Origin of the sequence: Streptomyces sp. NPDC006012 (assembly GCF_042871185.1) — a bacterium.
Lineage (GTDB): Bacteria > Actinomycetota > Actinomycetes > Streptomycetales > Streptomycetaceae > Streptomyces.
The window spans coordinates 13,415-35,920 of the sequence record NZ_JBIAIE010000008.1; the positions used below are offsets into that span (position 1 = coordinate 13,415).

24 protein-coding genes and 1 pseudogene are annotated in these 22,506 nt (G+C 70.6%); 16 read left to right on the plus strand and 9 right to left on the minus strand.

What is annotated here, in order from left to right; all coding sequences use genetic code 11:
- The first annotated feature begins 99 nt into the window (after positions 1–99).
- The 5 genes and pseudogenes from ACFYPJ_RS16730 (at position 100) to ACFYPJ_RS16750 (ending at position 6,415) form a co-directional block, all read left to right on the plus strand.
- Positions 100–2,144 (plus strand): annotated as a pseudogene (locus ACFYPJ_RS16730) (MFS transporter).
- Between the two features lie 69 nt (positions 2,145–2,213).
- Positions 2,214–3,071 carry a hypothetical protein gene (locus ACFYPJ_RS16735; RefSeq protein ID WP_389016840.1) on the plus strand — a complete coding sequence of 286 codons (858 nt, stop codon included), beginning with the start codon at positions 2,214–2,216 and terminating at the stop codon, positions 3,069–3,071.
- Between the two features lie 81 nt (positions 3,072–3,152).
- Positions 3,153–3,686: a GNAT family N-acetyltransferase gene (locus ACFYPJ_RS16740; protein WP_389016843.1), complete on the plus strand. Its 534-nt coding sequence runs from the start codon at positions 3,153–3,155 to the stop codon at positions 3,684–3,686.
- Between the two features lie 153 nt (positions 3,687–3,839).
- A complete protein-coding gene (locus ACFYPJ_RS16745; protein ID WP_389016846.1) occupies positions 3,840–4,625 on the plus strand; it encodes an SDR family oxidoreductase in 786 nt (261 codons plus the stop codon).
- A 218-nt stretch (positions 4,626–4,843) separates the two neighbouring features.
- Positions 4,844–6,415: a sodium:solute symporter family protein gene (locus tag ACFYPJ_RS16750; RefSeq protein WP_389016849.1), complete on the plus strand. Its 1,572-nt coding sequence runs from the start codon at positions 4,844–4,846 to the stop codon at positions 6,413–6,415.
- A gap of 3 nt (positions 6,416–6,418) precedes the next feature.
- On the opposite strand, the gene ACFYPJ_RS16755 is transcribed toward ACFYPJ_RS16750, so the two are convergent.
- The gene (locus tag ACFYPJ_RS16755) at positions 6,419–7,534 is read right to left on the minus strand and encodes an ADP-ribosylglycohydrolase family protein (RefSeq protein ID WP_389016852.1); all 1,116 of its coding nucleotides are present in this window, start codon (positions 7,532–7,534) and stop codon (positions 6,419–6,421) included.
- Between the two features lie 334 nt (positions 7,535–7,868).
- Here ACFYPJ_RS16755 and ACFYPJ_RS16760 point away from each other — a divergent pair, with 334 nt between their 5' ends.
- Both ACFYPJ_RS16760 and ACFYPJ_RS16765 read left to right on the plus strand, forming a co-directional pair.
- Positions 7,869–8,375, plus strand: coding sequence for a SigE family RNA polymerase sigma factor (locus ACFYPJ_RS16760; RefSeq protein ID WP_389016855.1), 507 nt, complete (start codon positions 7,869–7,871; stop codon positions 8,373–8,375).
- A gap of 140 nt (positions 8,376–8,515) precedes the next feature.
- The gene (locus tag ACFYPJ_RS16765) at positions 8,516–9,220 is read left to right on the plus strand and encodes a hypothetical protein (RefSeq protein ID WP_389016858.1); all 705 of its coding nucleotides are present in this window, start codon (positions 8,516–8,518) and stop codon (positions 9,218–9,220) included.
- A 238-nt stretch (positions 9,221–9,458) separates the two neighbouring features.
- Here ACFYPJ_RS16765 and ACFYPJ_RS16770 read toward each other — a convergent pair whose 3' ends face one another.
- The gene (locus tag ACFYPJ_RS16770) at positions 9,459–9,791 is read right to left on the minus strand and encodes a tetratricopeptide repeat protein (protein ID WP_389016861.1); all 333 of its coding nucleotides are present in this window, start codon (positions 9,789–9,791) and stop codon (positions 9,459–9,461) included.
- 161 nt (positions 9,792–9,952) lie between these two features.
- On the opposite strand from ACFYPJ_RS16770, the gene ACFYPJ_RS16775 reads away from it, so the two are divergent.
- Positions 9,953–10,498 carry a DUF2165 domain-containing protein gene (locus ACFYPJ_RS16775; RefSeq protein WP_389016864.1) on the plus strand — a complete coding sequence of 182 codons (546 nt, stop codon included), beginning with the start codon at positions 9,953–9,955 and terminating at the stop codon, positions 10,496–10,498.
- A gap of 21 nt (positions 10,499–10,519) precedes the next feature.
- On the opposite strand, the gene ACFYPJ_RS16780 is transcribed toward ACFYPJ_RS16775, so the two are convergent.
- Both ACFYPJ_RS16780 and ACFYPJ_RS16785 read right to left on the minus strand, forming a co-directional pair.
- Entirely contained in the window at positions 10,520–11,080 is a 561-nt protein-coding gene (locus ACFYPJ_RS16780; protein WP_389016867.1) for a hypothetical protein, read from the minus strand.
- Between the two features lie 113 nt (positions 11,081–11,193).
- The gene (locus ACFYPJ_RS16785) at positions 11,194–13,791 is read right to left on the minus strand and encodes a bifunctional FO biosynthesis protein CofGH (protein ID WP_389016870.1); all 2,598 of its coding nucleotides are present in this window, start codon (positions 13,789–13,791) and stop codon (positions 11,194–11,196) included.
- Between the two features lie 267 nt (positions 13,792–14,058).
- Here ACFYPJ_RS16785 and ACFYPJ_RS16790 point away from each other — a divergent pair, with 267 nt between their 5' ends.
- Positions 14,059–14,316, plus strand: a complete 258-nt coding sequence (locus tag ACFYPJ_RS16790) for a hypothetical protein (RefSeq protein WP_389016872.1) — start codon at positions 14,059–14,061, stop codon at positions 14,314–14,316.
- A gap of 404 nt (positions 14,317–14,720) precedes the next feature.
- Here the strand turns inward: ACFYPJ_RS16790 and ACFYPJ_RS16795 are convergent, their stop codons facing one another.
- The 3 genes from ACFYPJ_RS16795 to ACFYPJ_RS16805 all read right to left on the minus strand — a co-directional run bounded on the left by ACFYPJ_RS16795 (position 14,721) and on the right by ACFYPJ_RS16805 (position 16,823).
- Positions 14,721–15,014 carry a hypothetical protein gene (locus ACFYPJ_RS16795; RefSeq protein WP_389016875.1) on the minus strand — a complete coding sequence of 98 codons (294 nt, stop codon included), beginning with the start codon at positions 15,012–15,014 and terminating at the stop codon, positions 14,721–14,723.
- Positions 15,011–15,496, minus strand: coding sequence for a hypothetical protein (locus ACFYPJ_RS16800; RefSeq protein WP_389016878.1), 486 nt, complete (start codon positions 15,494–15,496; stop codon positions 15,011–15,013). The genes ACFYPJ_RS16795 and ACFYPJ_RS16800 overlap by 4 nt, the downstream gene beginning before the upstream one ends.
- A 124-nt stretch (positions 15,497–15,620) precedes the next feature.
- Entirely contained in the window at positions 15,621–16,823 is a 1,203-nt protein-coding gene (locus ACFYPJ_RS16805) for a helix-turn-helix domain-containing protein (protein ID WP_389017566.1), read from the minus strand.
- A 246-nt stretch (positions 16,824–17,069) separates the two neighbouring features.
- Between ACFYPJ_RS16805 and ACFYPJ_RS16810 the strand changes: the two genes are divergently transcribed.
- From ACFYPJ_RS16810 to ACFYPJ_RS16840, 7 genes are all read left to right on the plus strand, one after another.
- The gene (locus ACFYPJ_RS16810) at positions 17,070–17,312 is read left to right on the plus strand and encodes a hypothetical protein (protein WP_389016881.1); all 243 of its coding nucleotides are present in this window, start codon (positions 17,070–17,072) and stop codon (positions 17,310–17,312) included.
- Entirely contained in the window at positions 17,284–17,808 is a 525-nt protein-coding gene (locus ACFYPJ_RS16815) for a DUF6879 family protein (RefSeq protein ID WP_389016884.1), read from the plus strand. Before ACFYPJ_RS16810 ends, ACFYPJ_RS16815 begins: the two co-directional genes overlap by 29 nt.
- Before the next feature lie 15 nt (positions 17,809–17,823).
- Positions 17,824–18,675, plus strand: a complete 852-nt coding sequence (locus tag ACFYPJ_RS16820; protein WP_389016886.1) for a helix-turn-helix domain-containing protein — start codon at positions 17,824–17,826, stop codon at positions 18,673–18,675.
- Positions 18,676–18,776: 101 nt separating this feature from the next.
- The gene (locus ACFYPJ_RS16825; protein WP_389016889.1) at positions 18,777–18,917 is read left to right on the plus strand and encodes a hypothetical protein; all 141 of its coding nucleotides are present in this window, start codon (positions 18,777–18,779) and stop codon (positions 18,915–18,917) included.
- Positions 18,914–20,092, plus strand: coding sequence for a methyltransferase domain-containing protein (locus ACFYPJ_RS16830; RefSeq protein ID WP_389016892.1), 1,179 nt, complete (start codon positions 18,914–18,916; stop codon positions 20,090–20,092). Before ACFYPJ_RS16825 ends, ACFYPJ_RS16830 begins: the two co-directional genes overlap by 4 nt.
- A gap of 18 nt (positions 20,093–20,110) precedes the next feature.
- The gene (locus tag ACFYPJ_RS16835; protein ID WP_389016895.1) at positions 20,111–20,266 is read left to right on the plus strand and encodes a hypothetical protein; all 156 of its coding nucleotides are present in this window, start codon (positions 20,111–20,113) and stop codon (positions 20,264–20,266) included.
- On the plus strand, positions 20,259–20,882 hold the full coding sequence (locus tag ACFYPJ_RS16840; RefSeq protein ID WP_389016897.1) for a DUF6879 family protein: 624 nt from the start codon (positions 20,259–20,261) through the stop codon (positions 20,880–20,882). Before ACFYPJ_RS16835 ends, ACFYPJ_RS16840 begins: the two co-directional genes overlap by 8 nt.
- Positions 20,883–20,948: 66 nt before the next feature.
- On the opposite strand, the gene ACFYPJ_RS16845 is transcribed toward ACFYPJ_RS16840, so the two are convergent.
- Entirely contained in the window at positions 20,949–21,812 is an 864-nt protein-coding gene (locus ACFYPJ_RS16845; protein WP_389016900.1) for an alpha/beta fold hydrolase, read from the minus strand.
- Between the two features lie 92 nt (positions 21,813–21,904).
- On the minus strand, positions 21,905–22,423 hold the full coding sequence (locus ACFYPJ_RS16850) for a cupin domain-containing protein (RefSeq protein WP_389016903.1): 519 nt from the start codon (positions 22,421–22,423) through the stop codon (positions 21,905–21,907).
- Positions 22,424–22,506 lie beyond the last annotated feature (83 nt).

Consider the following 22,506-nt stretch of genomic DNA (forward strand, 5'->3'; position numbering starts at 1 on the left):
GCCGGTCAAGGGACACGGCCGCGAACTGGCCGCCAAGCAGCCGGAAACACTGGGGAACCCGGCCGAGAACGGAAGACGGGACACGGGGAGTGCCTTCAGGTGGCCACTGCGGAGCCGACACACGCCGACGACGCCGAACCGGGCCTGGGATCCGGCCCGCGAATACGCCCGCCCGCGACTGACCCGGACGCCCCTCCTCCGCTGGGCTCGGCTCCGACGGACGACATCCCCTCTCCCGCGGACGACAGCTCCGGCCCCACGGCCGACGGCTCCCGCCGCATACCCGACAGCTCCAGCCCCGCAGCCGCCGACTCCACTCCCCCAGTCGCCGACTCCGCCCCCGCAGCGGCCGACTCCGTCCGCATAGCCGACGGCCCCGCCCCCGCGGACGGCCGCGCGTCCCGCCGGGCCCGGCCGGCCGCCCTCGCCGAACCCCTGCGGCAGCGCCTGCTCCGGCATCCCGTGCTGTCCGTCACCGCACTCGCCGGTGTGCTGCACGTCATCTGGTTCTTCTCCTTCGCCAACAGCGGCGGCGACCTCGCGGCCCAGGACGCGTGGGCCGAGTTCGTCGGCCGGCACCCCGACTCGGCGTACAACCTCGCCTGGTACGGCGGCATGCACCCGGTGTCGTACAGCGTGGTGTCGCCCTACCTGATGTCGGTCCTCGGCGTCCGTACGACGATGATGATCGCGGGGACCGTGTCGGCGGGCCTGCTGACCATGGTCCTCATCCGCAGCCGGTCGGTGCGCAATCCGCTGTGGGCGGGACTGGCCGGGGTGTTCGCGCTGATCTGCAATGCGGTGTCGGGCCGGGTGACCTTCGGTCTGGGCACGATGTTCGCGCTGGGCGCGGTCGCGGCCGTCCACTGCTGGCCCTACCGCTGGCGTCACAAACGGTGGGCGAAGGCCCTGGCCGCGGCGCCGCTCGCGGCGCTCGCCACCATGGCGTCGCCGGTCGCGGGCCTGTTCGTGGGGCTGGTCGCGGTGGCGCTGTTCCTCCAGAAGCGGCGGCCCGGCGCCTGGGCGCTGGGGCTCGCCCCCGCCGCGGTGGTCGCCGTCTCGGCCTGGCTGTTCCCGTTCTCGGGCACCCAGCCGATGGGTTTCGGCACGGTGATCCTGCCGCTGCTGTACGGGCTGCTCTGTGTGTTCGTGGTGCCCAGGTCGTGGCAGACGGTGCGGCTGACGGCCGCGGTGTACAGCCTGGCCGTCGTGCTGGTCTGGCTGGTCAGTTCGCAGATCGGGTCGAACATCACGCGGCTGGCGATGCTGTTCGCGGGGGTGGTCCTGGTCGCGGCGCTGCCCTTCGCGGTGCCGCGGTCCCGCAAGTGGTACGTGATCGTCCTGTCGTTCCTGGGGTTCGTCGGGTGGGTCGGCTTCAAGTCGGTCGACGACATCGTGCACACCACTCCGGCGGCGTCGTGGGCGCGTGAGCTGGCACCGCTGGTCCACCAGTTGCAGCAGGTCGGCGCCGAGAAGGGCCGGGTGGAGGTGGTCCCGGCCCGCTCCCACCGGGAGGCGTCCGCGCTGGCGCCGTACGTGAACCTGGCCCGCGGCTGAACCGGCAGGCCGACATGGAGCGCAATCCCCTCTTCTACGACGACACGCTCAACTCGGCGAACTACCACGAGTGGCTGCAGCGCTGGGCCGTGCACTTCGTCGTGCTGCCCAAGGGCGAGCCGGACGGCGCCGGCGGCGAGCGGGAACGGGAGCTGGTCCAGCGCGGGATGCCGTATCTGACGCAGATCTGGGGCGACGCCACCTGGCAGCTGTTCCGGGTGACGGACCCGGCGCCGCTCGCCGAGCCCGACGCGGTCGTGCAGCGCGCGGAGCAGGGCGAGATGACCATCGAGGTCCGCCGGGCGGGCAGGATACTCATCCGCATCCCGTACTCGCCGTGGCTGAGCATCGTGGACGCCGACGGCAAGAGCCTGAAGCCGCCGCAGGAGACGGAGGCGTCCAAGCACCGCGCCAAGGATCTGCCGAAGACGTACGACAACGTCAACGGCTGTCTGCTGGAGACGACCGAGGACGCCCAGGGCGACAAGTGGACCGCGCTGCTGGCGCCGCGGGCGGGGACGTACCGGCTGGCCTCGCCGTACCAGCTGCCGCGGGGCACGCCCTGCCCGGACGAGCTGAAGAAGTGACGGCGGCCCGGGCACCTCGGCGGCACCGCACCCTTCCCAATCTGATGGTCCGTCAGCTAGACCTGAGGTATGACTGACGACGCGGTGCAAGCTGACGGAACCCGCAGTCACCTGTATGCGGAACTGGCCGCCGTCGGCCCCTACGGGGCCGATCTCGGGCACGCGCTGATCACCATGGTCGAGCCGCACCCCGGCCACGAGCACGGGTACAACCGGTGGTACGAGGACGACCACTACATCGCGGGCGCCATGGCGATGCCCTGGATGTACGCCGGGCGCCGGTGGGTGGCCACCCGCGAGTTGCAGTTGCTGCGCTACCCGCAGGAGTCGGCCGTCGCGCAGCCCGTCACGGCGGGGTGCTACCTCTCCACCTACTGGATCACCGCGGGCCGCTACGCCGACCACATGCGGTGGACCGTCGGCATCAACAAACGCCTCAACCGGGACCATCGCGTCTTCCAGGACCGTACCCACGTCTTCACCGCCTTCCAGGACCACGCGACGACCGTCTACCGCGACGGCGGCCGGGGACCGCGGGACGTGCACGCCCTCGACCACCCCTACGCCGGGCTCGTCGTCCAGGTCGTCGAGGCCGGCTCGCCGGACGGCCGGGCGGACCTGCTCGCCTGGCTGCGCGACGACCACCTGCCGAAACGGCTGGCCGGCTCGCCCGCGGCCATGGTGACCGTCTTCACGCCGACGCCGCTGCCGCTGGACCGGATGACCTACGTCAAACAGGTCGAGGGCGTCGGGACCCGCCTCACCCTGCTGTGGTTCCTCCAGTGCGATCCCCGCGAGGTGTGGCAGGAGCACTTCACGGACCTGGACACGGCGGTCGCCGCCGGCGGGCTGGGCCGCGTGGAGTTCGTCGCACCGTTCCTCCCGACGGTCCCGGGGACGGACCGGTACGTCGACGAACTGCGGTGAGCGGTGGCGGGCGGCGTCCTCCGCCGTGAACCGCGCGGACACCCCGGGTGCACCGGCGGCAACGGTGGGCATCATGGGGGCATGGCCGATCACCTGTCGCCCGCGCCGTCGCCTGCGGTGCGGCTCACCCGATACACCCGTACCGAGCAGCAGGAGATCCTCGGCGACGGCGAAGATCCTTTCGGGGTCGCGCACGTGGGCCTCACGTGGCTGCCCAAGGAGGACCATTTCGGTATCAGGCTGGGCGGCCGTCTCGTAGCGCATGCCGGGCTGGTCCGGCTGCCCGTGTCGGTCGGCGGTGCGCGCGGCGAGGTCGTGGGCGTCGGCGGAGTGGCCGTCGCCCCGGAGGTGCGGGGGCGCGGACTGGCGCGCGAGGTCGTCGCGGCGGCCCTGGACCAGGCGCGGACGCTGGGGCCCGGGCATGCGCTGCTTTTCTGCCGGGACCCCCTGGTCCCCTTCTACGGGCGGCTCGGCTGGCGGGCGTTGGACCAGGACGTCCGGGTCGAACAGCAGGAGGGTCCGGTGGTGATGCCGCTGCGGACCATGGTCACGCCGCTGCACGACGGAGCGGTCTGGCCGACCGGCGCGGTGCGCCTGCTCTCCTTCCCCATGTGACCGAGGTCCGGGCCTCCTCCCTTTCTTGCACCGCCGGTCCCGGCGCCGTCCTTTCCAGCACCCCCTCTTCCGTACTCCCACCCCCGCCCATATTCTGACGCACCGTCAGGTTCGTCCGGGCCGGGGCGGGCCGGGAGAGGGAGGAGGGTCGTCATGTCGCTGCTCGCGGGCAAGACCGTCGTGGTGTCGGGGGTGGGAGCCGGACTGGGACACCAGGTCGCGGCGGCCGTCGTACGGGACGGGGGCAACGCGGTACTCGGGGCGCGCACCGAGGCGAATCTCGCCAAGAGCGCGGCGGAGATCGACCCGGCGGGCGGGCACACGGCGTACCGGGCGACCGACATCGGCGACGAGCGGCAGTGCGAGGCGCTGGCCGGGCTGGCGCGGGAGCGGTTCGGGCGGATCGACGCCTTGGTGCAGGTGGCCGCGTGGGACTCGTACTTCGGCGGGGTTCAGGACGCGGACTTCGCGACCTGGCAGTCGGTGCTGGACGTGAACCTGCTGGGCACGCTGCGCATGACCCGGGCCTGCCTGCCGGCCCTGAAGGTGTCCGGCGGTGCGGTGGTGTTCATCGGGACGCAGTCGGCGGTGGCGGCGCCCTCGCAGGTGAAGCAGGCCGCGTACGCCGCCTCGAAAGGGGCGCTGACCAGCGCGATGTACTCGCTGGCGCGGGAACTCGGGCCGCACCGGATCCGGGTGAACACGGTGCTGCCGGGCTGGATGTGGGGGCCGCCGGTGCAGGCGTACGTGCAGTTCACCGCGCAGACGGAGGGGGTGCCGGAGGCGGAGGTGCTCGGCCGGCTGACGGAGCGGATGGCGTTGCCGGAGCTGGCGACGGACGGAGACGTGGCCGACGCGGCGGTGTTCCTGGCCTCGGACCGGGCTCGGGCGATCACGGGGCAGTCGCTGCTGGTCAACGCCGGGGAGCTGATGCGCTGAGCCTCATTGTCCGACTTCACCTCATGTTCAGGTACGTGAATCAAGGTCAGTAAGCCGAACATCTTTACCTGCCCTTGACCTTCCGTCGACTTGTCGTGCCCTCCTCAGCACACCCACGATGAGCGGGCACTTCGCGGCCTTCCCAGTCCCCACTCCGCTCATGCGAAGTGCCAGCCAGCTGAGCGGGGTTCACAAGGCGGACCCTGGAAGGGGGGCACATGAACGGTCTCGACTGGGCCGTGCTCATCGCCTACTTCGGCGTGATGGTCGCGATCGGCGTGTGGTCGCACAAACGCGTGGACAATGTGAGCGACTTCTTCACGGCCGGCGGCAAGATGCCCTGGTGGCTCTCCGGCATCTCGCACCACATGTCGGGCTACAGCGCCGTGATGTTCACCGGGTACGCGGGCATCGCCTACACCTACGGCGTCACCTCCTTCGTGACCTGGTCCTTCCCCATCGCCCTTGGCATCGCGATCGGTTCGAAGCTGTTCGCGCCGCGGATCAACCGGCTCCGCTCACGGCTGCACGTGGCCTCCCCGCTGGAGTACCTGAAGAACCGCTACAACCTCCCCACCCAACAGGCGCTCGCCTGGTCCGGGATGCTGCTGAAGATCGTGGACGTGGGCGCCAAGTGGGCCGCCATCGCCACCCTGCTGTCCGTCTTCACCGGCGTCTCGCTGAACCAGGGCATCCTCATCACCGGCGTCATCACGGCGGTCTACTGCACCATCGGCGGCCTGTGGGCGGACGCGCTGACCGAACTCGGCCAGTTCGCCATCCAGTTGCTGGCCGGCATCGCCATGTTCGTCGCGGTCGTGGTCGAACTGAGCGACCGCAACATCGGGTTCCTCGGTGCCTGGGACGAGCCCGCGCTGCACGGCCACGGCAAACCGCTGGTCGGCCCGTACGGCACAATCTTCCTGCTCGCCTTCCTGTTCATCAAGCTGTTCGAGTACAACGGCGGCATGCTGAACCAGGCCCAGCGCTACATGGCGACGAACAACGCGCGCGAGGCGGAGCGTTCGGCGCGGCTGTCCGCGGTGCTGTGGCTGGTGTGGCCGGCCGTCCTGTTCTTCCCGATGTGGATGTCGCCGCTGCTGGTCCACGCGCAGAAGCCGGACGGCTCCGACTCCTACGCCCTGATGACCGAACAGCTCCTCCCGCACGGCCTGCTGGGTCTGGTCATCGTCGGCTTCTTCTCCCACACCATGGCCATGTGCTCCTCCGACGCGAACGCCATCGCCGCCGTGTTCACCCGGGACGTGGCACCGGTGCTGTCCGCCCGGGCGCGTGGCTGGGGCGAGCGTTCGGGCCTGATCGCGGCACGCATCACGACCGTCGTCTTCCTCGGGCTGTCCATGGCGGTGGCCACCCAGGTCAACTCGCCGGCATTCAAGGACATCATCACCGTCGTCATCAAGTGGGTCGCCGGTCTGATGGGGCCGATCGCCATCCCGATGATGCTGGGTCTGCTGCGCACGTTCCGCAGGTCGGGCCCGACGGCCGCACTCGTCAGCTGGGCGGCCGGGCTGCTCGCCTTCTGGCTGGTCAACTACCCGATCAACTGGAGCGTCGACGGCGGCGTCCCGCTCCAGTACCAGGTCTCCATCCCGCTGGCCGTCTCCCTGGTGCTGTACATCCTCATCGGCTACCTGAGGCCGGAGGACACCCCGGAGCGGATCGCGATCATCGAGCGGATCAACACGGACGACGACAGCACCGCCGGCGCCCTGCCCACTCCCGCACAGGCGGGCGACGACGTGCTGGGCACACCCGTCGAGGACTGACCCTCAGCCCCTCGGGTACCGGGCCAGCCAGCCCGGCGAGGACCCGGCGGGCCCGTGCAGTGCGGGCCCCTGGGTCATCTCCATCGCGAAGTCGTCGGCCAGTTCCAGGATCGTCCGACGGCCCTCCAGCTCGGCCAGCCAGGCCGGCGGGAGGGCCGTCTCGCCGTGCAGCGCGCCGAGCAGCCCGCCGGCGAGCGCGCCCGCCGCGCCGGAGGGGCCCGCCTGGTTCACCGCCAGGCACAGCCCGTGCCGTACGTCCTCCCCCACCAGCGCGCAGTACACGGCGGCGGCCAGCAGCCCGTCCGCCAGGCCGTCCCCGGCCAGCTCCTCCACCCGCGCCGGGCTGGGCATCCCCTGCCGCACCGCGCCGAGGGCGTGCTGCAGGGCGGCCGAGACCGCCTCGTGGCCGGGGCGCGCGGCGAGCAGGGAAAGGGCCCGCTGGACGGCGCCGTCCAGGTCGTCGCCGCGGGCCAGCCCGTGCACGATCACCGCGTACGCGCCCGCCGCCAGATACCCCGTGGGGTGGCCGTGGGTCTGCGCCGCGCACTCCACGGCCAACTGGACCACGAGCTGCGGTTCCCAGCCGACCAGCAGCCCGAAGGGCGATGACCTGACCACCGCCTCCGGGCCCTGCTCACCCGGGTTCTTGGGCTTGTCCAGCGTTCCCATCTGCTGGTCCCCGAAGCCGGCCAGCAGCGCCCGCGACGGATCCCGCCGGGCGTACAGCCACTCCTCCCGGGCCAGCCAGCCGTCCTCCTCGCGGCGCTCGTCCGGGCCCCACTCGCGCTGGGTGACCGCCCAGCGCAGATACGCCCGGTGCAGATCGGTCGGCGGATGCCAGGCGCCGGTGTCCCGGCGGACCTGGGCGCGTATCAGCCCGTCCACCGTGAACAGCGTCAGCTGGGTGTGGTGGGTGATCGCGCCGCGTCCGGCGTCGGAGACGGCCAGGTCGGCCAATCCCTCCGCGCCGTGCGAGGAGCGGATCTCCTCCAGCGTGAGCCCGTCGGCCGGACTGCCCAGCGCGTCACCGAGGGCCGACCCCAGGAGGGTGCCGCGCACCCGGCTGCGGAAGTCCTGTTGTTCGGCACGGCCCCAGACCACACCGGCTGTCGTACCCACCCAGACCTCCCACGGCACCGACCGCACGCACGACAGCTCAGCACTTTAATCGACCGCGAACGGTCCGTTCAGGGGGCGGAACGGGCGGAACGGTATGCGGCAAGTGACAGGTATGGCGGGGCCGTCCCGTTTTGCCGTCCCGTCCGCACGGCGCCGGTACGCCGAAACGCCCCTCGGCCCCGGCCCGCCACGGTGAGACCTTCGTCACTCCCGGCCGCGCGGCCCGAACCGCACCCCGTGCCGAAAGATCTTGCCCGGCGTGCAACGGGGAACCCGCCTGCCCCGTATGAGGGGTGACCAACGGCAAGGGCCCCGCGAGAGAGAGTGCGTATCCGTGAAATCTGCTTCCGAGCGGGACCACGAGTTCACCGAGTTCGTGCGCGTTCGGCGCACGGCGCTCGTGCGCGTGGCGTCGCTGCTGCTCTCGGGCGACCAGGCCAAGGCGGAGGACGTCGTGCAGGTGGCGCTGACCCGCCTGTACCTGGCGTGGCCTCGGGTGCGTCCCGACACGCTGGACGCGTACGCGCGGCGTTGCGTGGTGAACGCGGCGATAGACGACCGGCGGAGTCTGTTCCACCGCCGCGAGCAGGTCCGGGCGGAGCTGCCCGACGTCGCAGCCGTGGAAGCCCCGTACACGGACCGGAGCGCGGTGCTGGCGTTGCTGGCGACCCTGCCGAAGCGCATGCGGGCGGCGGTCGTCCTGCGTTACATCGAGGGGCTCAGCTCCGCCGAGACGGCCGCGGCGCTGGGTTGCAGTGAGGGCACCGTCCGGAGCCAGAGCGCCCGGGCCCTGGAGCGCCTGCGCGCGCGCCTCCCCCAGCCCTCGCACCACCCCGTCTGATCCACCACGCCGTCCGGTCCACCGCCCCATCCGATCGACCACCTCCTTCATCCGCCATCCCATCCACCACCCCGTCCGACCGGTGCGAACCCGTCCGGTCGATGTGACGAACAAGAAATTGGAGCACTGACGTGCAAGACGTGACGAATGTTCTGAGCACCCTGCGCGGCACCGATGACGTCCCGGCCGACGCCGAGACCGTCGCCGCCGATGTCACCCGCGGGCAGGGCGCGCTGGTCCGCCAGCGGCGTCGCCGGGTCGCGGGCGTCGCCGCCGTGGCCGCGGTCGCCGCGGTGGCCACCATCGCCGTGGGCACCGCCGGCCAGTCCGGCGGCCGGTCCTCCGGCCAGAGCGTCGCGGCCGCCGGCCAGCGCAGTGGCCAGTCCTCCGGCCCGAGCGTGGCGGCGGACCAGCAGAAGACGCCCCACCTGCAGCTCGCCGCGTACCACGGCCCTCAGCCGGCCGGTTTCACGGTCACCACGGTTCCGGCGGGCTGGAAGGTGACGTCGTCGAGCACGAGCGTGTTCGTGGCCGTCCCGCCCGGCACGCACAACCCCAAGCCGGTTCATGGTGTCACCGACCTCAGCAGCGGGATCGCCGTCATGCTCCAGGGAATGTCGCGGCTGCCCGCCGACGCGTCCGTCACCAAGGTGACCGTCAAGGGCAAGACCGGCTCGCTGGGCCTGACCGAGGACAAGGGCGCCAAGTGGCTGGTCTACCCGGACAACGCGGGCCACAACGTCCTCGTCCAGACGCCCGTCAAACTGGGCCTCACCGACAGCCAGATCGTCCAGTTCGCGGAAGGCGTCACCGTCACCAGCGAGGCGCAGGCGGCGGTGGGCTGAATCCCGGTGGGTCCGGGGCGCGGGTCCTGTTCCTCCCGGCGGCCGAACGCCACCGGCGCGGAGCGGCCGGGGGTTGCGCCCCCCGCGAGCGGGCCACGGGCGCTACGCGTCCGGAGGTACGCCCCCTGCAGGCGTGCCGCACGGGCTGAGCGGCAGGAGGTATGCCCCGCGCGGGCGTGCCGCCTGCGCTGAGCGTCAGGGGGTATGTCCCGCGCAGGCGTGCCGCCCGCGCCGAGCGTCAGGGGGTACGCTCCGCGCGGGTGGCGGCCTGCTGCTCCCGCGCCCTCGGGTAGTCCGGCCTGAGTTCCAGCGCGCGGTCCAGGTCGGCCACGGCCTCCTCGTAGTCGGCCAGGTCGCCGCGGGCCATGGCGCGGCCGAGGTGGGCCGGGACCAGCCCGGGGTCGAGCGCGACGGCCCGGTCGAACTCGGCCAGGGCCGCCGCGTGTTCCCCGCCGCACCGCAGTTCCCGGCCGCGCACCACGTGGGCGTGGGCCCGTACCGGTGCGTCGAAGTCGGCCCGGCGCAGCAGGAGAAGCAGCGCGTCCGGCGTGCCCCCGGCGGCCAGGGCCAATGTCAGGTCCTTGCGGAACGTCGCACTCAGGGCCGGGCTGGTCCTTCCCGACGTGGCCCGAGCCACCGACAGGAGAAGCCCCCCGGATTTATCCGGTGGGAGGAGTCACTCTGGCTCAATGCGTACGGGACGTGCCCGGGCCGGCCGGGAAGGAACCGGTCATGTCCACCACCAACACCACACCCACCGCCGGCCCCCACAGAACCGCCGGCTCCGGGGCGCTGACAGCGGCCGCCGGCCTGCTCACCGGCACCGTCGCGCTCTACCTCACGCTCGTCGCCCTCGGGAACGTCGCGGACTTCGGTACGAACCAGCAGTTCGTACGACATGTTCTGGCCATGGACACGACGTTCCGGGACGTGGACCTGATGGGCCGGGCCGTCACGAGCACCGGGCTCCAGGACGCCGCCTATGTCGCGATCATCGTCTGGGAGTGGGCCGCGGCCCTCGTCCTTCTCGCCGGTACGTGGCTGTGGGCACGCCGTGACCACGGGCGTGCCCGGCAGGTGTCGACGTACGGGCTGCTGATGGTGATGCTGCTGTTCGGCGCCGGGTTCGTCGCGATCGGCGGCGAGTGGTTCGCCATGTGGCAGTCCAAGACGTGGAACGGCCTGGACGCGGCGACCCGGGCGTTCCTGATCAGCGGGGTGGTACTGGTCATAGTGCAGCTACCGCTGCGGGACGCCGGGGCGGCCAAGGGGCGCTAAGTGCCGCAACAGGCAACGGCACTAGCGGACGACGACCACCGGCGTCTTCTCCGTCCCGAACGCCCACAGCTTGGTGCCGTCCGCCTTGTGCAGCCGGATGCCGCTGGTCTGCTTGCCGGCGGCCGGCGGCGGGGAGGACCCGTCGACGGCGTTGGAGAACGCGATCGACAGCCCCGCCTTGTTGGCGAAGTACAGGATGTGCTCGATCGGCACACCGTCGCCGCCGGTGGTGGCATCCGACCGGCTGGAGACCGCAAAGGTGCCGAGGTCGGGGCTCACCGTCCCCGGCCACACGGCGAAGGTGCCGGTCGCCTTCCCCTTCGCGTCGGCCAGCCAGATCCGCTTCTGGCCGAGCGAGTAGACGATACGGCGGCCGGTGCCCGAGGCGGCCGGCAGTGCGGGGGGCGCCGTCCGCGTCGGTGCGGGCGCCGGGTGCGCGCTCGCCGACGCCGAGGCGGCGGGCCGGGCCGCCGCCGTGGGGTGCGCCCCCTGGTCGGCCTGGACGGCGAGAGTGGTCACGGCCACGGTCGCCCCCACCGTCAGACCGGTGACCCAGACCCACGAGGGCAGTCGGGCAGGCACGGGTACGCATCTCCTCCGCTACGGGCCCCCGTCGCTCGGGGGTCGGATCATCGTACTGTGACCTTCTCGCCCGGCCGCTCCCCGAGGGGCCCGGTCCCCGGTCGTTCCAGCGGTCAGTCCAGCACCGGCAGCAGCTGCGGCAGATGCCCGTCGGAGGCCGCCGCCGCCCGCTGCCGCTCCTCGGGCACCTCCCCGTACAGGGTGGTGCGGGGCTTGGCGGGGCGGCCCGCCGCCTCGGCCACCGCGACCAGGTCGCGCACCGACTTGTACGAGCCGTAGGAGGAGCCCGCCATCCGGGAGATGGTCTCCTCCATCAACGTGCCGCCCAGGTCGTTCGCACCGGAGCGCAGCATCTCCGCCGCACCCTCCGCACCCAATTTGACCCAACTTGTCTGAATGTTCGGGATGTGCGGGTGCAGCAGCAGCCGGGCCATCGCGGTCACCGCCCGGTTGTCCCGCACCGTGGGGCCCGGCCGGGCGATGCCCGCCAGGTACACCGGCGCGTTGGTGTGGACGAACGGCAGTGTCACGAACTCCGTGAAACCGCCGGTCTCCTGCTGGATGCGGGCCAGCGTGCGCAGGTGGCCGAGCCAGTGGCGGGGCTGGTCGACATGGCCGTACATCATCGTCGAACTCGACCGGATGCCCAGCTCGTGCGCGGTCGTGATCACCTCGATCCAGGTCGCCGTGGGCAGCTTGCCCTTGGTGAGCACCCAGCGCACCTCGTCGTCCAGGATCTCGGCGGCCGTACCGGGGACGGAGTCCAGCCCGGCGTCCCTGGCCGCCGTCAGCCACTCCCGGATCGACAGGCCGGTGCGGGTGGCGCCGTTGACCACCTCCATCGGCGAGAAGGCGTGCACGTGCATCCCCGGGACGCGTTCCTTCACCGCTTTCGCGATGTCGAAGTAGGCGGTGCCGGGCAGGTCGGGGTGGATGCCGCCCTGCATGCACACCTCGACCGCGCCCACCTCCCACGCCTGCTGGGCGCGGTCGGCGACCTGGTCGAGGGAGAGGGTGTAGGCGTCGGCGTCCGTACGGCGCTGGGCGAACGCGCAGAACCGGCAGCCGGTGTAGCAGACATTGGTGAAGTTGATGTTGCGGGTGACGATGTAGGTGACGTCGTCGCCGACGGCCGCCCGGCGCACGTCGTCGGCGATCCGGGTGAGCGCGTCCAGCGCGGGGCCGTCGGCGTGCAGCAGGGCCAGCGCCTCCGCGTCGGTCAGCCGGGTCGGGTCGTCGGCCGCGGTCGCCAGCGCCGTCCGCACGTCCGTGTCGATCCGCTCCGGGACCATCCCCGGCGCCGCCGCCTCCCGCAGCGCGCCCCAGTCGCCGTACACCTCGTCGAAGTCCTCGCGCCGGTCGCCGGTGCGGCCCTCGGTGTCGATGGTGCGGTGCAGGTCGGTGCGGCCGGTGGCGGTGAACGCCTCGTCGGGCTCCTGCCAGGGCAGCCCCGCCGGCCGGACCCCGGAGCGGGCGAGGCCGGTCTCCGGGTCGGCGAGCGCGGCCACGTGCGGCCGCAGCCGCGGATCGAGCCAGGGCTCGCCGCGCCGCACGAACTCCGGGTACACGCACAGCCGCTCGCGCAGTTCGAAGCCGGCCGCCGCGGACTTCGCGGCCAGTTCCTCGATCTGCGGCCAGGGCCGCTCCGGGTTGACGTGGTCGATGGTGAGCGGCGAGACCCCGCCCCAGTCGTCGATGCCGGCGCCGATCAGCCGCTCGTGCTCGGCGTCGACCAGGTTCGGCGGGGCCTGGAGGCAGGCGCTCGGGCCCATGAGGTGCCGGGCGAGGGCGACCGTGGCGACCAGCTCGTCCAGTTCGGCGTCCGGCATGCCGCGCATCGCCGTGTCCGGCTTGGCGCGGAAGTTCTGGATGATCAGCTCCTGGATGCCGTGGTAGGCCCGGGAGACCTTCCGGAGGGCGAACAGCGACTCGGCCCGCTCCTCGTACGTCTCCCCGATGCCGATGAGGATCCCCGAGGTGAAGGGCACGGAGGAGCGTCCGGCGTCCTCCAGGACCCGCAGCCGCACGGCCGGTTCCTTGTCCGGGGAGCCGTGGTGCGGGCCGCCCGGCTCGGACCACAGCCGGGTGGCCGTCGTCTCCAGCATCATGCCCATGGAGGGCGCCACGGGCTTCAGCCGCTGGAAGTCGGTCCAGGTCAGGACGCCCGGGTTGAGGTGCGGGAGCAGGCCGGTCTCCTCCAGGATGCGGATGGAGACGGCGCGGACGTAGGCGATGGTGTCGTCGTAGCCGTGCGCGTCGAGCCATTCACGCGCCTCGGGCCACCGGTCCTCGGGCTTGTCGCCGAGCGTGATCAGCGCTTCCTTGCAGCCGAGCGCCGCGCCCTTGCGGGCGATGTCCAGGACCTCGTCCGGGGACATGAACATGCCGTGCCCGGCGCGGCGCAGCTTGCCGGGGACGGTGACGAAGGTGCAGTAGTGGCACTTGTCCCGGCACAGCCGGGTGAGCGGGATGAAAACGCTCTTGGAGTAGGTGATGACGCCGGGCCGGCCGGCCGCGTCGAGCCCGGCGTCCCGCACCCGGGCAGCGGACGCGGCCAGATCGTCGAGGGCCGCGCCCCGCGCCTGGAGCAGCACGGCCGCCTCGGAGACGTCGAGGGCGACGCCCTCCCGGGCACGTTTGAGGGCGCGACGCATGGAGTTCTCGGTCGGGCCGGTTGTCGTGCCGGTTCCGGAGGTCTCGGAGGTCGTCATTCTTTGAGCATACGTTCGGACTCCGCTGGTCAAGCGGGGCCCGAGGCAGCTTCATGCCGCGCCGACAGCACCGTTCGTTTTCAGTCATGAACCCAGGGGAGGGGACCGGTCTCGGCCAGTCTCACCGCATCACGAACTTCCGCCGCAGAGTTTGCATCTGGAACTCATGAAGAACGCGCACGGCACCGACGGCCCGCCGGCCGGGGCACCTCTGCGGAGGAACTGTGCGCGGGAAATCCGAAGACGGCTCTACCGTGTGGAGGAATCATGAGGCCCACGAGGTCCTTGCGTTTGCGTGTCGGCGTCGGCCTTGCTGCCGGTATGGCGGCGATCGCCATTCCGCTGACCAGCACCAACGCCTTCGCCGCCGATCCCCCCGGGGCCGGCTGGGTCCCCATCGGCGCCGAGGCCTACCCCTCGAAGGCGGCGTGCGAGGCGACGGAGCTTCAGTACGCCCATGAAGCCGGATACAACGAGGTGTGGTGCGACGACAGCAAGCGGATCATGCCGATCTACTACCGCTGACCTCGCCGCCCGGTCTTCGCTCAGCGGGAATTCGCCCCGCTGACGTCGCGCCGAGAAGGTCCGCTGCCCCCGGTGTGCCGCACCAGGGGCAGCGGGCTTCCCGCCCGGGAACTGCGACCCGCGGCACCCTCGCCGACTCCGCCCGACCGGTCACGACGGGACGCACCCGTCCCCGGCATACATCTGGACGCGCACCATATGGTCGAGTTCCGCGATGCATGGACCACAGGCGTACACATCGCCCGTCGCGCCCGGCGTGGTCACCGAACCGACCCACAGCACGGCCACGCCCGTACGACGGCAGTACAGCCAGCACGTCCCCGCCACCCAGGCGTTGCCGTCACCGGGTCGCGCGGCCAGCGGCCAAGCGTCGCGCCACCGCCGCTCCGCGGCCGGGACGAACATCACGGCTCGCGCCCGGCCGGCCGTACGCGCGCGACCAGTTCCGGCGGTGCGACCGGCTCCGACGACGGACACAGCACCGCATAGTCACCGAAGTCCCGCCGGTAGCGCCGGTGCCCGGTCTCCTGCGTGTGCTGGCGCTGCCACTCCTCGACCGGCCCCGGGGCGCTGTACGTACCGGACCGCGCCCCGCACTCGGACTCCTCCCCGGACACACAGCGCGCTTCGTACTCCGGTTCCGCCGTCTGGTCCTGCACGATGGTGAACGGCACGTAGCGGAACACCCGCCGGGTCACCGCGCCGCCCCCTGCTCCCTGCGTGCCGCCTCCTTCACGTGCAGGAAGCCACCGGCCTTCTCGATCTCACGGGCCACTTCGTCGTACTCCTGCGGAACGGACGAGATCATCGAACGCCACGCCGTGAGCACCGCCCCGGCCTCCCCACTCCTGACGCACTCGACGGCACACCCCAACCCGGCACGCCCGTGCGGCGGCAGCAGCCCCGCGCGCTCCTCGATCACATCCGTGATCTCCCACCCGAACGCCTCCGCATACTCCGTGCACTCCTCGCGAGGCGCCGCGAAGTCCGTGCGGGGAGCACCGCACAGGTAGATCACGCAGCGGAACCGCTCGATCTTCGCGGCCACCACGGGTACGTCAGCCTCCCCCGGGAAGACTCCCGCCGCCGCGTCGGCGAGCGCCTGACGCCTCCTCAGATCACGTTCGGTCCGACGGACGCCGGTCCGTCCCTGCCTCTGTCCACTCTCGGTGCTGACCATGCGTCAATCGTGCACACACGATCACTGACAGTGAAGAGACGAGGAATACCACCGGTCGAGGTTGCCCGACCCGCACCCGTACGTTCCGTAGTACTCACACGATCAGGACCCACGCGGTCAGGGCTCACACGATCAGGGGCACGCCGATCAACTCGCCGATCCTGCGGACGCGCGCCGTCGAGACCTTCGCGAGGCGCTTCCCGATGACACCGGGCAACGCCTGATGCCTGACCCACTCCGGGGCGTCGAGGCCCACCTCGACCAAGGTGTCCCCCGCCTGGTCGTGAAGGCCGGCTGCGCACTGGGCGAGGGCGACGTCGAGTTTGTAGCGGTTGCGGGCGAGTTTGGGCATAGAACTCGGTAGTTCTGTGCGGGATGCCAGACTGAGCGCTTTTCCGTAATTCCCGAGCGCCACGGCGATTCCCACGGCTTCCGTGTTCGCCGCTGTGGGACCGAAGTGCGTGCCGTACAAGGCCTCGTCACGACCGAGCCTCGCCGCTGCCGCATGCGCCTGTGACAGATAATCATCGGCTGATACGGCGTCCCCGCTTCGCGAGGAGGCCACGGCCGCGGAGATCATCAGTCGCCCGTACGCGAGGAGTCGAGGGCGGGATGCCTTGCTGAAGGACGGTTCGATCTGCATGGCCGCACGCTCCGCGACGGCAATCGCCCGGGGAACCTTTGCGCTGCGGAGGTGAATCCATGACAACGTCGACTCCAGGAGCGCGGACAGCACGACGTCTCCGGAATCCTGTGCCAGGCGACGAGCGGAGGTGAGAGCGCTCAGCGCGAGGTCACGCTGCCCCAGCAGAATCGCGGCCGAGGAAGCAAACTGGTAGGTGCTCGCCAGAATCGCACCCAGTTGTTCGCTCTCGCGGCCCGTCACCTGCCCGTATCGTCTGCTTCCTTCGAGCAGCACCTTGGCGACGAGTTCGCTCAACTCGGCGTAATCACCCCGCCAATAGGCAGCACAGATTCGATCATGAGCAGCAGACAGCTCGGTCAGCGTGCTCGGTTCCGCGATGCCTTCCCAGTCCCCCAACGCACTTTCGTGCACCGCGTCGGAAAGCCGCCGCAAAGCGGCCCTGGTGTCCCGGTTCGTTCCCCGTCGCGGCGCCTGCTGCCCCAGTATCACGGATACGTCCGTGTTCAGCGCGTGGGCGAGTTTCAGCAGCGAACCCACGGACAACTCGCCGCGGCCCTGCTCGGCCTTCTGCACCAGGGCGAGGGACAGCCCCGCAACATCGGCGAGCCCCTGCTGTGTCAGATCGGAGCCCCGCAGGTGCTTGATGCGCTCACCGTTCGTCAGGTCTGCCCAGTTGCTCACGGTCACCTACCCCAGTGCGTTTGCTCAGGCTGCTGTACTTCGATGGTAGGGCCCGACGTACGGAAGCCAGGAGCGAACGGACACCGGCATCGGTCCGAGCGGGATCCGACCAGCCTTCAGGGTGAACTTGCCAGGGAGCTTCCGCCCTTGGAGCTGGGCTGCGCTCGAAAGCCGTCTTGACGCTCACGGCCGCCGGAGGTGAAGGTCGTGGAACGTCATGGAACCCACACGAGGGCGGAGGCAGTCATGACCTTACGGTTCATCGCAAAGGATCCGAACACCAACGGAACGCAGTGTCCAACGGCCTGGGTGGACGACGAAGCGAAGGAGATCGTCATTCAGGGCTGGAAGGCCGGGCAGACGCTCTTGGCAGAGTGCCTGGAGACGGGCCCGGTCCCGGAGTCGGAAGCGGTGGTGAGGCTCCCCATCCGCATGGTGCCCGTTCTGAGGGAGGCGTGCGATGTCGCAGACCGACTTGGCGTTCACTGACCTACTCGCCAACACTCACCACTCGGCCGTCCACTTGGAGATGCGCGACTCCTACGGGATCCAGGAGGAAGGGGCCGAGTTCGAGCGGTGGCGATCGGGCTGGCGGCCCGATCCCGACCCGAGCACCTGGTGGAACGACTTCCACACCTGGGTCCGCGACGCGACGGCCCGAGGGGTTGAGTTCCGCCGCGCCCGCATCGTGTCCGAGCCGGTGAGCGAGTACATCCGCTATGAGCACGCCTGCACGTACCAGAACGTGGCAGCCGGGGAACTGGTCCGCTGGCTACCACGTCGGAGGGCATCGGACATTGCGCTTCCCGGGAACGACTTCTGGCTCTTTGACAGTCGTTCGATCCTGTGGAACCACTTCACCGGTGAGGGCGGTGCCGTCGGCCCTGAACTGGACGAACGACCCGAAGTGGCCAAGCTGTGCGCGTCGGCGTTCGATGCCGTGTGGGAGCGCGCGGCACCGCACGAGGTCTACCGGATCCGATAGACAGAACGTCCGTACATGCCCGCGTCCCCCTCATCAAGCATTCAGGCTGCCCGCAAGGCGGTCGCCGACCGGCTCCGGGAACTCCGCAGGGACGCGGGACTGACCGGCCAGGCACTGGCCGAGAGAGCCGGTTGGTACAAGTCCAAGGTGTCCCGGCTCGAAAACGCCGTGACCCCGCCCTCGGACGACGACATACGCCGATGGTGCGCGGCCTGTGAGGCGGCAGACCAAGCCGCCGACCTGATCGCGGCGGCCCGGTCGGCCGACAACATGTACGTGGAGTGGCGCCGGGTCCAACGCACCGGCCTGCGCAGGCTCCAGGAGTCGTACGTCTCCCTGTACGAGCGCACGCGGGTGTTCCGGACCTACTGCGCCAACGTCGTCCCAGGCGTTCTCCAGACACACGAATACGCTGCGAACCTGCTGCGCTCCATCAGCAGGTTCCACGAGACGCCGGACGACGTCGCGGATGCTGTGGACGCCCGCCTGGCCCGCTCGGCGCGCGTCGTGCGAGCGGGGGACCACCGGTTCGCCCTGCTCCTGGAGGAGTCGGTCCTCCGGCACCGCGTGGGGAATGCGGAGACGATGGCCGGCCAACTCGGCTATCTGCTGTCCGCCATGGCGTTCCCGTCCGTCTCCCTCGGTGTGATCCCGTTCTCCGCGGAACGCCGCATGTGGATGATCGAGACCTTCACCGTCTACGACGACGACCAGGCCGAAGTGGAGTTGCTGACGGCCCGGGTGAACGTGACCGCGCCTACGGAAGTCCGCCAGTACCTGAAGGCATTCGCGGAGTTTTCCCGGCTGGCCGTGTACGGAGCCGAAGCGCGCGGCCTGATCACTTCGGCCATCGACGCCCTGGAGTGATCCGCGTGGAACTCTGCGGAACTTCCTTCGTGCAGGTCTGCCGCCCTCCCTAACGTGACTGTCACGGATGTCCCACCGGCTGAGGTGCAAGGAGGAGAACGATGAAGGTACGTATCGGGCCGGCCGCGCAGGACGGCGACGTCGGAGACGACGACCACCCGGGTCAGCCGTGGCAGCCCCCGCAGGACCCGCCGAGTCCCGACGGTTCGAGCCCGAAGGGTGACGGGAAGCACCGCAAATGACACCTGACGTTCTTCGTACGGACCGCCCCGGCCGCAAGGAGCTGGGGCGGGTCCTCATGGAATCCGGCGCGTTGTCCCCGGGCTGGGCCCCGACGTTCGCGGCCGTGGACCGGGCGGGGTTCCTCCCGGACCGGATGTGGCCCTACGACATGGCGTCCCGGGCGAGCGTCACCGTCGACAAGCAGGAAGACGCGGATTCCTGGTACGCGGCGGCGGACAGCAACGTCCCCATCGTCACTCAGTGGGATGACGGAGTCCGTCCGTTTCGTGGCCCGGGGAAGCTGTCCACCAGTTCGTCGTCCATGCCGGCCACGGTGTATTCGCTGCTCCAGGACCTGGCGGTGGAGGACGGCGCACGGGTACTGGACGTGGGCACGGGCACCGGCGAGACGGCCGGCGCACTGGCCCATCGCCTTGGGTCCGACAACGTGACGACCATTGAGGTGGACGGGACGGTCTCCGCGGCGGCCGGTGAGCGGCTGCACCAGCTGGGCCTGTTCCCGGAGGTGGTCGTGGGGGACGGGTTCGAGGGTCGTCCCGGCTCGGCGCCGTACGACCGCATCCTGGCCACGGCAGGGGTCCGGGAGATCCCCGGCGCCTGGATCGGGCAGACCCGTCCCGGAGGGATCATCCTCGCTCCGTTCGGCACCCACTACGGCAACGCGGACGCCATGATCCGGCTGGTGGCCGACGGTGATGAGGCCGAGGGACGGTTCACTCGCCGCGTGGAGTTCATGAAACTCCGGACGCACAGAGGCCCCAAGGTCGTCCCCGGGGACTACCTGTCGGCAGGCCCCCTGGAAGACGCCGACAGATCCAGGACCCCCCTGACCGAGCGACAGTTCCTGACCGGTCAGTGGTCCGACCTGCCGTTCGTGCTGGGTCTGCGGGTGCCCGCCTGTCGCCAGGCTGTGGCAGACAGGCGCGACGACGCGCGTCCGGTGTGGTTCTACAGCCTCTCTGACCTGTCGTGGGCGTGCGTGATGTTCCGGGATGGGCAGGCGGAGGCACAGGTCTGGCAGTCAGGCCCGCGTCGTCTCTGGGACGAGGTGTCCGGCGCCTACCACTGGTGGCGGAGCCAGGGGTCCCCCGACGTGACGCGGTTCGGGCTCACCGTCACGCCGGATGGCCACCGCGCCTGGGTGGACGATCCGAATGGCTCGTGGTCCCTCTGATCACCGCAGCGCCATGCCGTGAGCAGCGGCTACGTGGCCGTGATCGGCCGCGATCTCCCCGACCACTACCGGTCACGTCTGCCGGACGGGGTGAACCTGGGGCCGGACGAGCGGTTGGTCGTCATCCCGGGCAACATGCTGAGTGCAGCGAAGGCGGACATTCCTGATGCTTGATCTCCTCGCCCCTGAACACCCTGACGAGCTGGGCAAGCGGCTTGCACGCGAGGAGTACAAGCGGGACTTCCGGGAGCGGCGGGCGGCGATCCGCGATGGCGTGGCCTGGAAACTTGAGCGGTTACAGCACTTCGAGGAGACGAACGACGCCAGCCGGGAGGCACTCCGCCAGGGGGACTGGCCTGCTGTGCTGCGGCTGTTCGAGGCCGAGCGTGACGCCTTGGTTCGACGGGCCCGGGACGATGCGGCGCGAGGGGCGGTCTTCCACCGCATTCGGGTGGTCGAGACGCCGCTGACACCGTACGTGCAGTGGGAGTTGCACTGGCTCCGGCTGAGCGCGGAATGCGGGCATCCTGTGCGCGTGCTGCCTGCTTCCGCCGTCGCGGCGGCCGAGGCGGATGCGCAGCTACCGGAGCTGAATCTGCTCGATGGACGGACTCTCTACCGGGTGCTGTACACCGAAGCCGGCCGACCGGACGGTGCAGTCCGGTTCACCGACCCCGACACGGTGCGGAACTGGTCGGAATATCTGGGGGAGCTGTACGGGGCTGCCGAGGACATCCAGGCGTACTTCGACCGCGCCGTGGCCGCCCTGCCCCCGCCACTCCCGGCCTGACCAGGCTGCTTGCTGACCACCGGGTCTGATCGCCCACGGGGGCCCCTCTCCGCCCCGCGCCCCCCGTCAAGCGGCCGAAGCCCCGCCGAAGAATTCGATCAGTTCCCGGCTCAGCTCCCCCGGGCGTTCCTCTGCCAGATAGTGGCCTGCTCCGGGGAATTGGACGAAGCGGATGTCCCTGGCCCGGTGCTCGTTCGACGCGCGGGAGAGTTCCAGGAAGTTTCCGCCCGGGACCAGGACCGGCATGGTCAGTTCGGGGAATCGGGTCGCTTCCTCGATGTCCTGTGAGAGCGTCCGGTACCAGCCGGCGACCGCCCGGATCGCCTCGGGTGAGTCGTACGCCCGCGCATAGATCGCGCGGCTTTCGGCGTCGATGGCCCCCGGATCACCGGCGATCTTGTCGGCGTACCAGTCGATCAGGATGCGGTACCGGCCGGCGAGCAGGTGCTCGGGGAGGCCGTCGAGCTGGTTGAACCCGAAGTGCCAGGCGTTGGCCTCCGCCGACGCGGGCAGCACCGGCAGGGCGGCCAGTACCGGGTCGGGTGCTCCCGGGTCCCACATCGCCAGCTTCGCCGTGCTCTGTGGATGGGTGGCGGCGAAGAAGTACGCGATCCAGGAACCGACGTCCTCGCCCGCGATGTTGACCCGGTCGTGGCCGAGGTGCCGGACGAGTTCGTAGACGTCCTGGGCCATGTTGGCCTTGCCGTATCCCGACTCGGGTTTCTCCGATTCGCCCATTCCCCGGTACTCGCAGACGATGACGCGGAAGTGCTCCGCGAGGGCGGGCAGCATCTTCCGGTACTGCCACCAGGTGCGAGGCCACCCCGGGAGCAGCACCAGCGGGTCTCCCGAACCGCCCGTCACATAGTGCAGTCGCACCCCGTTGACGTGCGCGTAGGCGTGTTCGAAGCCGTCGAGCCCGGTCGACACGTTCGCTTCCTTTCTTCGCGGCTGGAACCGGCGGCGCCGTGCGGTCGCGGCGCCGCGCGGGCAGGCGGGCAGGCGGGCAGGCAGGGCGTCCCTCAGGATCCGGCAGGATCCGGCAGTTGCTCGGTGGCGTAGCGCACCATCAGTTCCGCCATGGGTGTCGGCCGGAGTTCCTGGACGGACGGGGCCACCCCGGGCGCGGCGGGTGTCGACGAGGCGACCAGGAGTTCTTCTATGCCGCCGGGGGTGAAGAAGAAGATCATCCGGGCTGCGTGGTACCCGCGATTGATGAAGCGGTGCCTGGTGCCGCGGGGCACGAAGAAGAATCCGCCCGCGCCTGCCGTGATCCGCTCGTCGCCGTTGAGGAACTCCAGCTCGCCGGAGAGCAGGTAGAAGGCTTCGTCGTGGTCGTTGTGCACGTGCGGGTCCGGTCCGCCGCCTGGCGGAACGGTCGCTTCCAGCAGGGCCAGGGACCCGTTGGTCTCCTCGGCCCCGACCTTGAGGGTGTAGGTGTCCCCGGCGGCCCAGATGTGCTTCCCTCCCCCGGCGGGGACGTAGACGGCGTTCCTCTTCGTGTAGCGCGGGTCGGACGTGTGCGGGTCCACCAAGCTCACGGCGCTTCCTCCTCGACGGACGGCGAGTTTTGTAGCGATCGCTAGCAAACTATGGGCCGACTGACGGCACGTCAAGGCCGCAG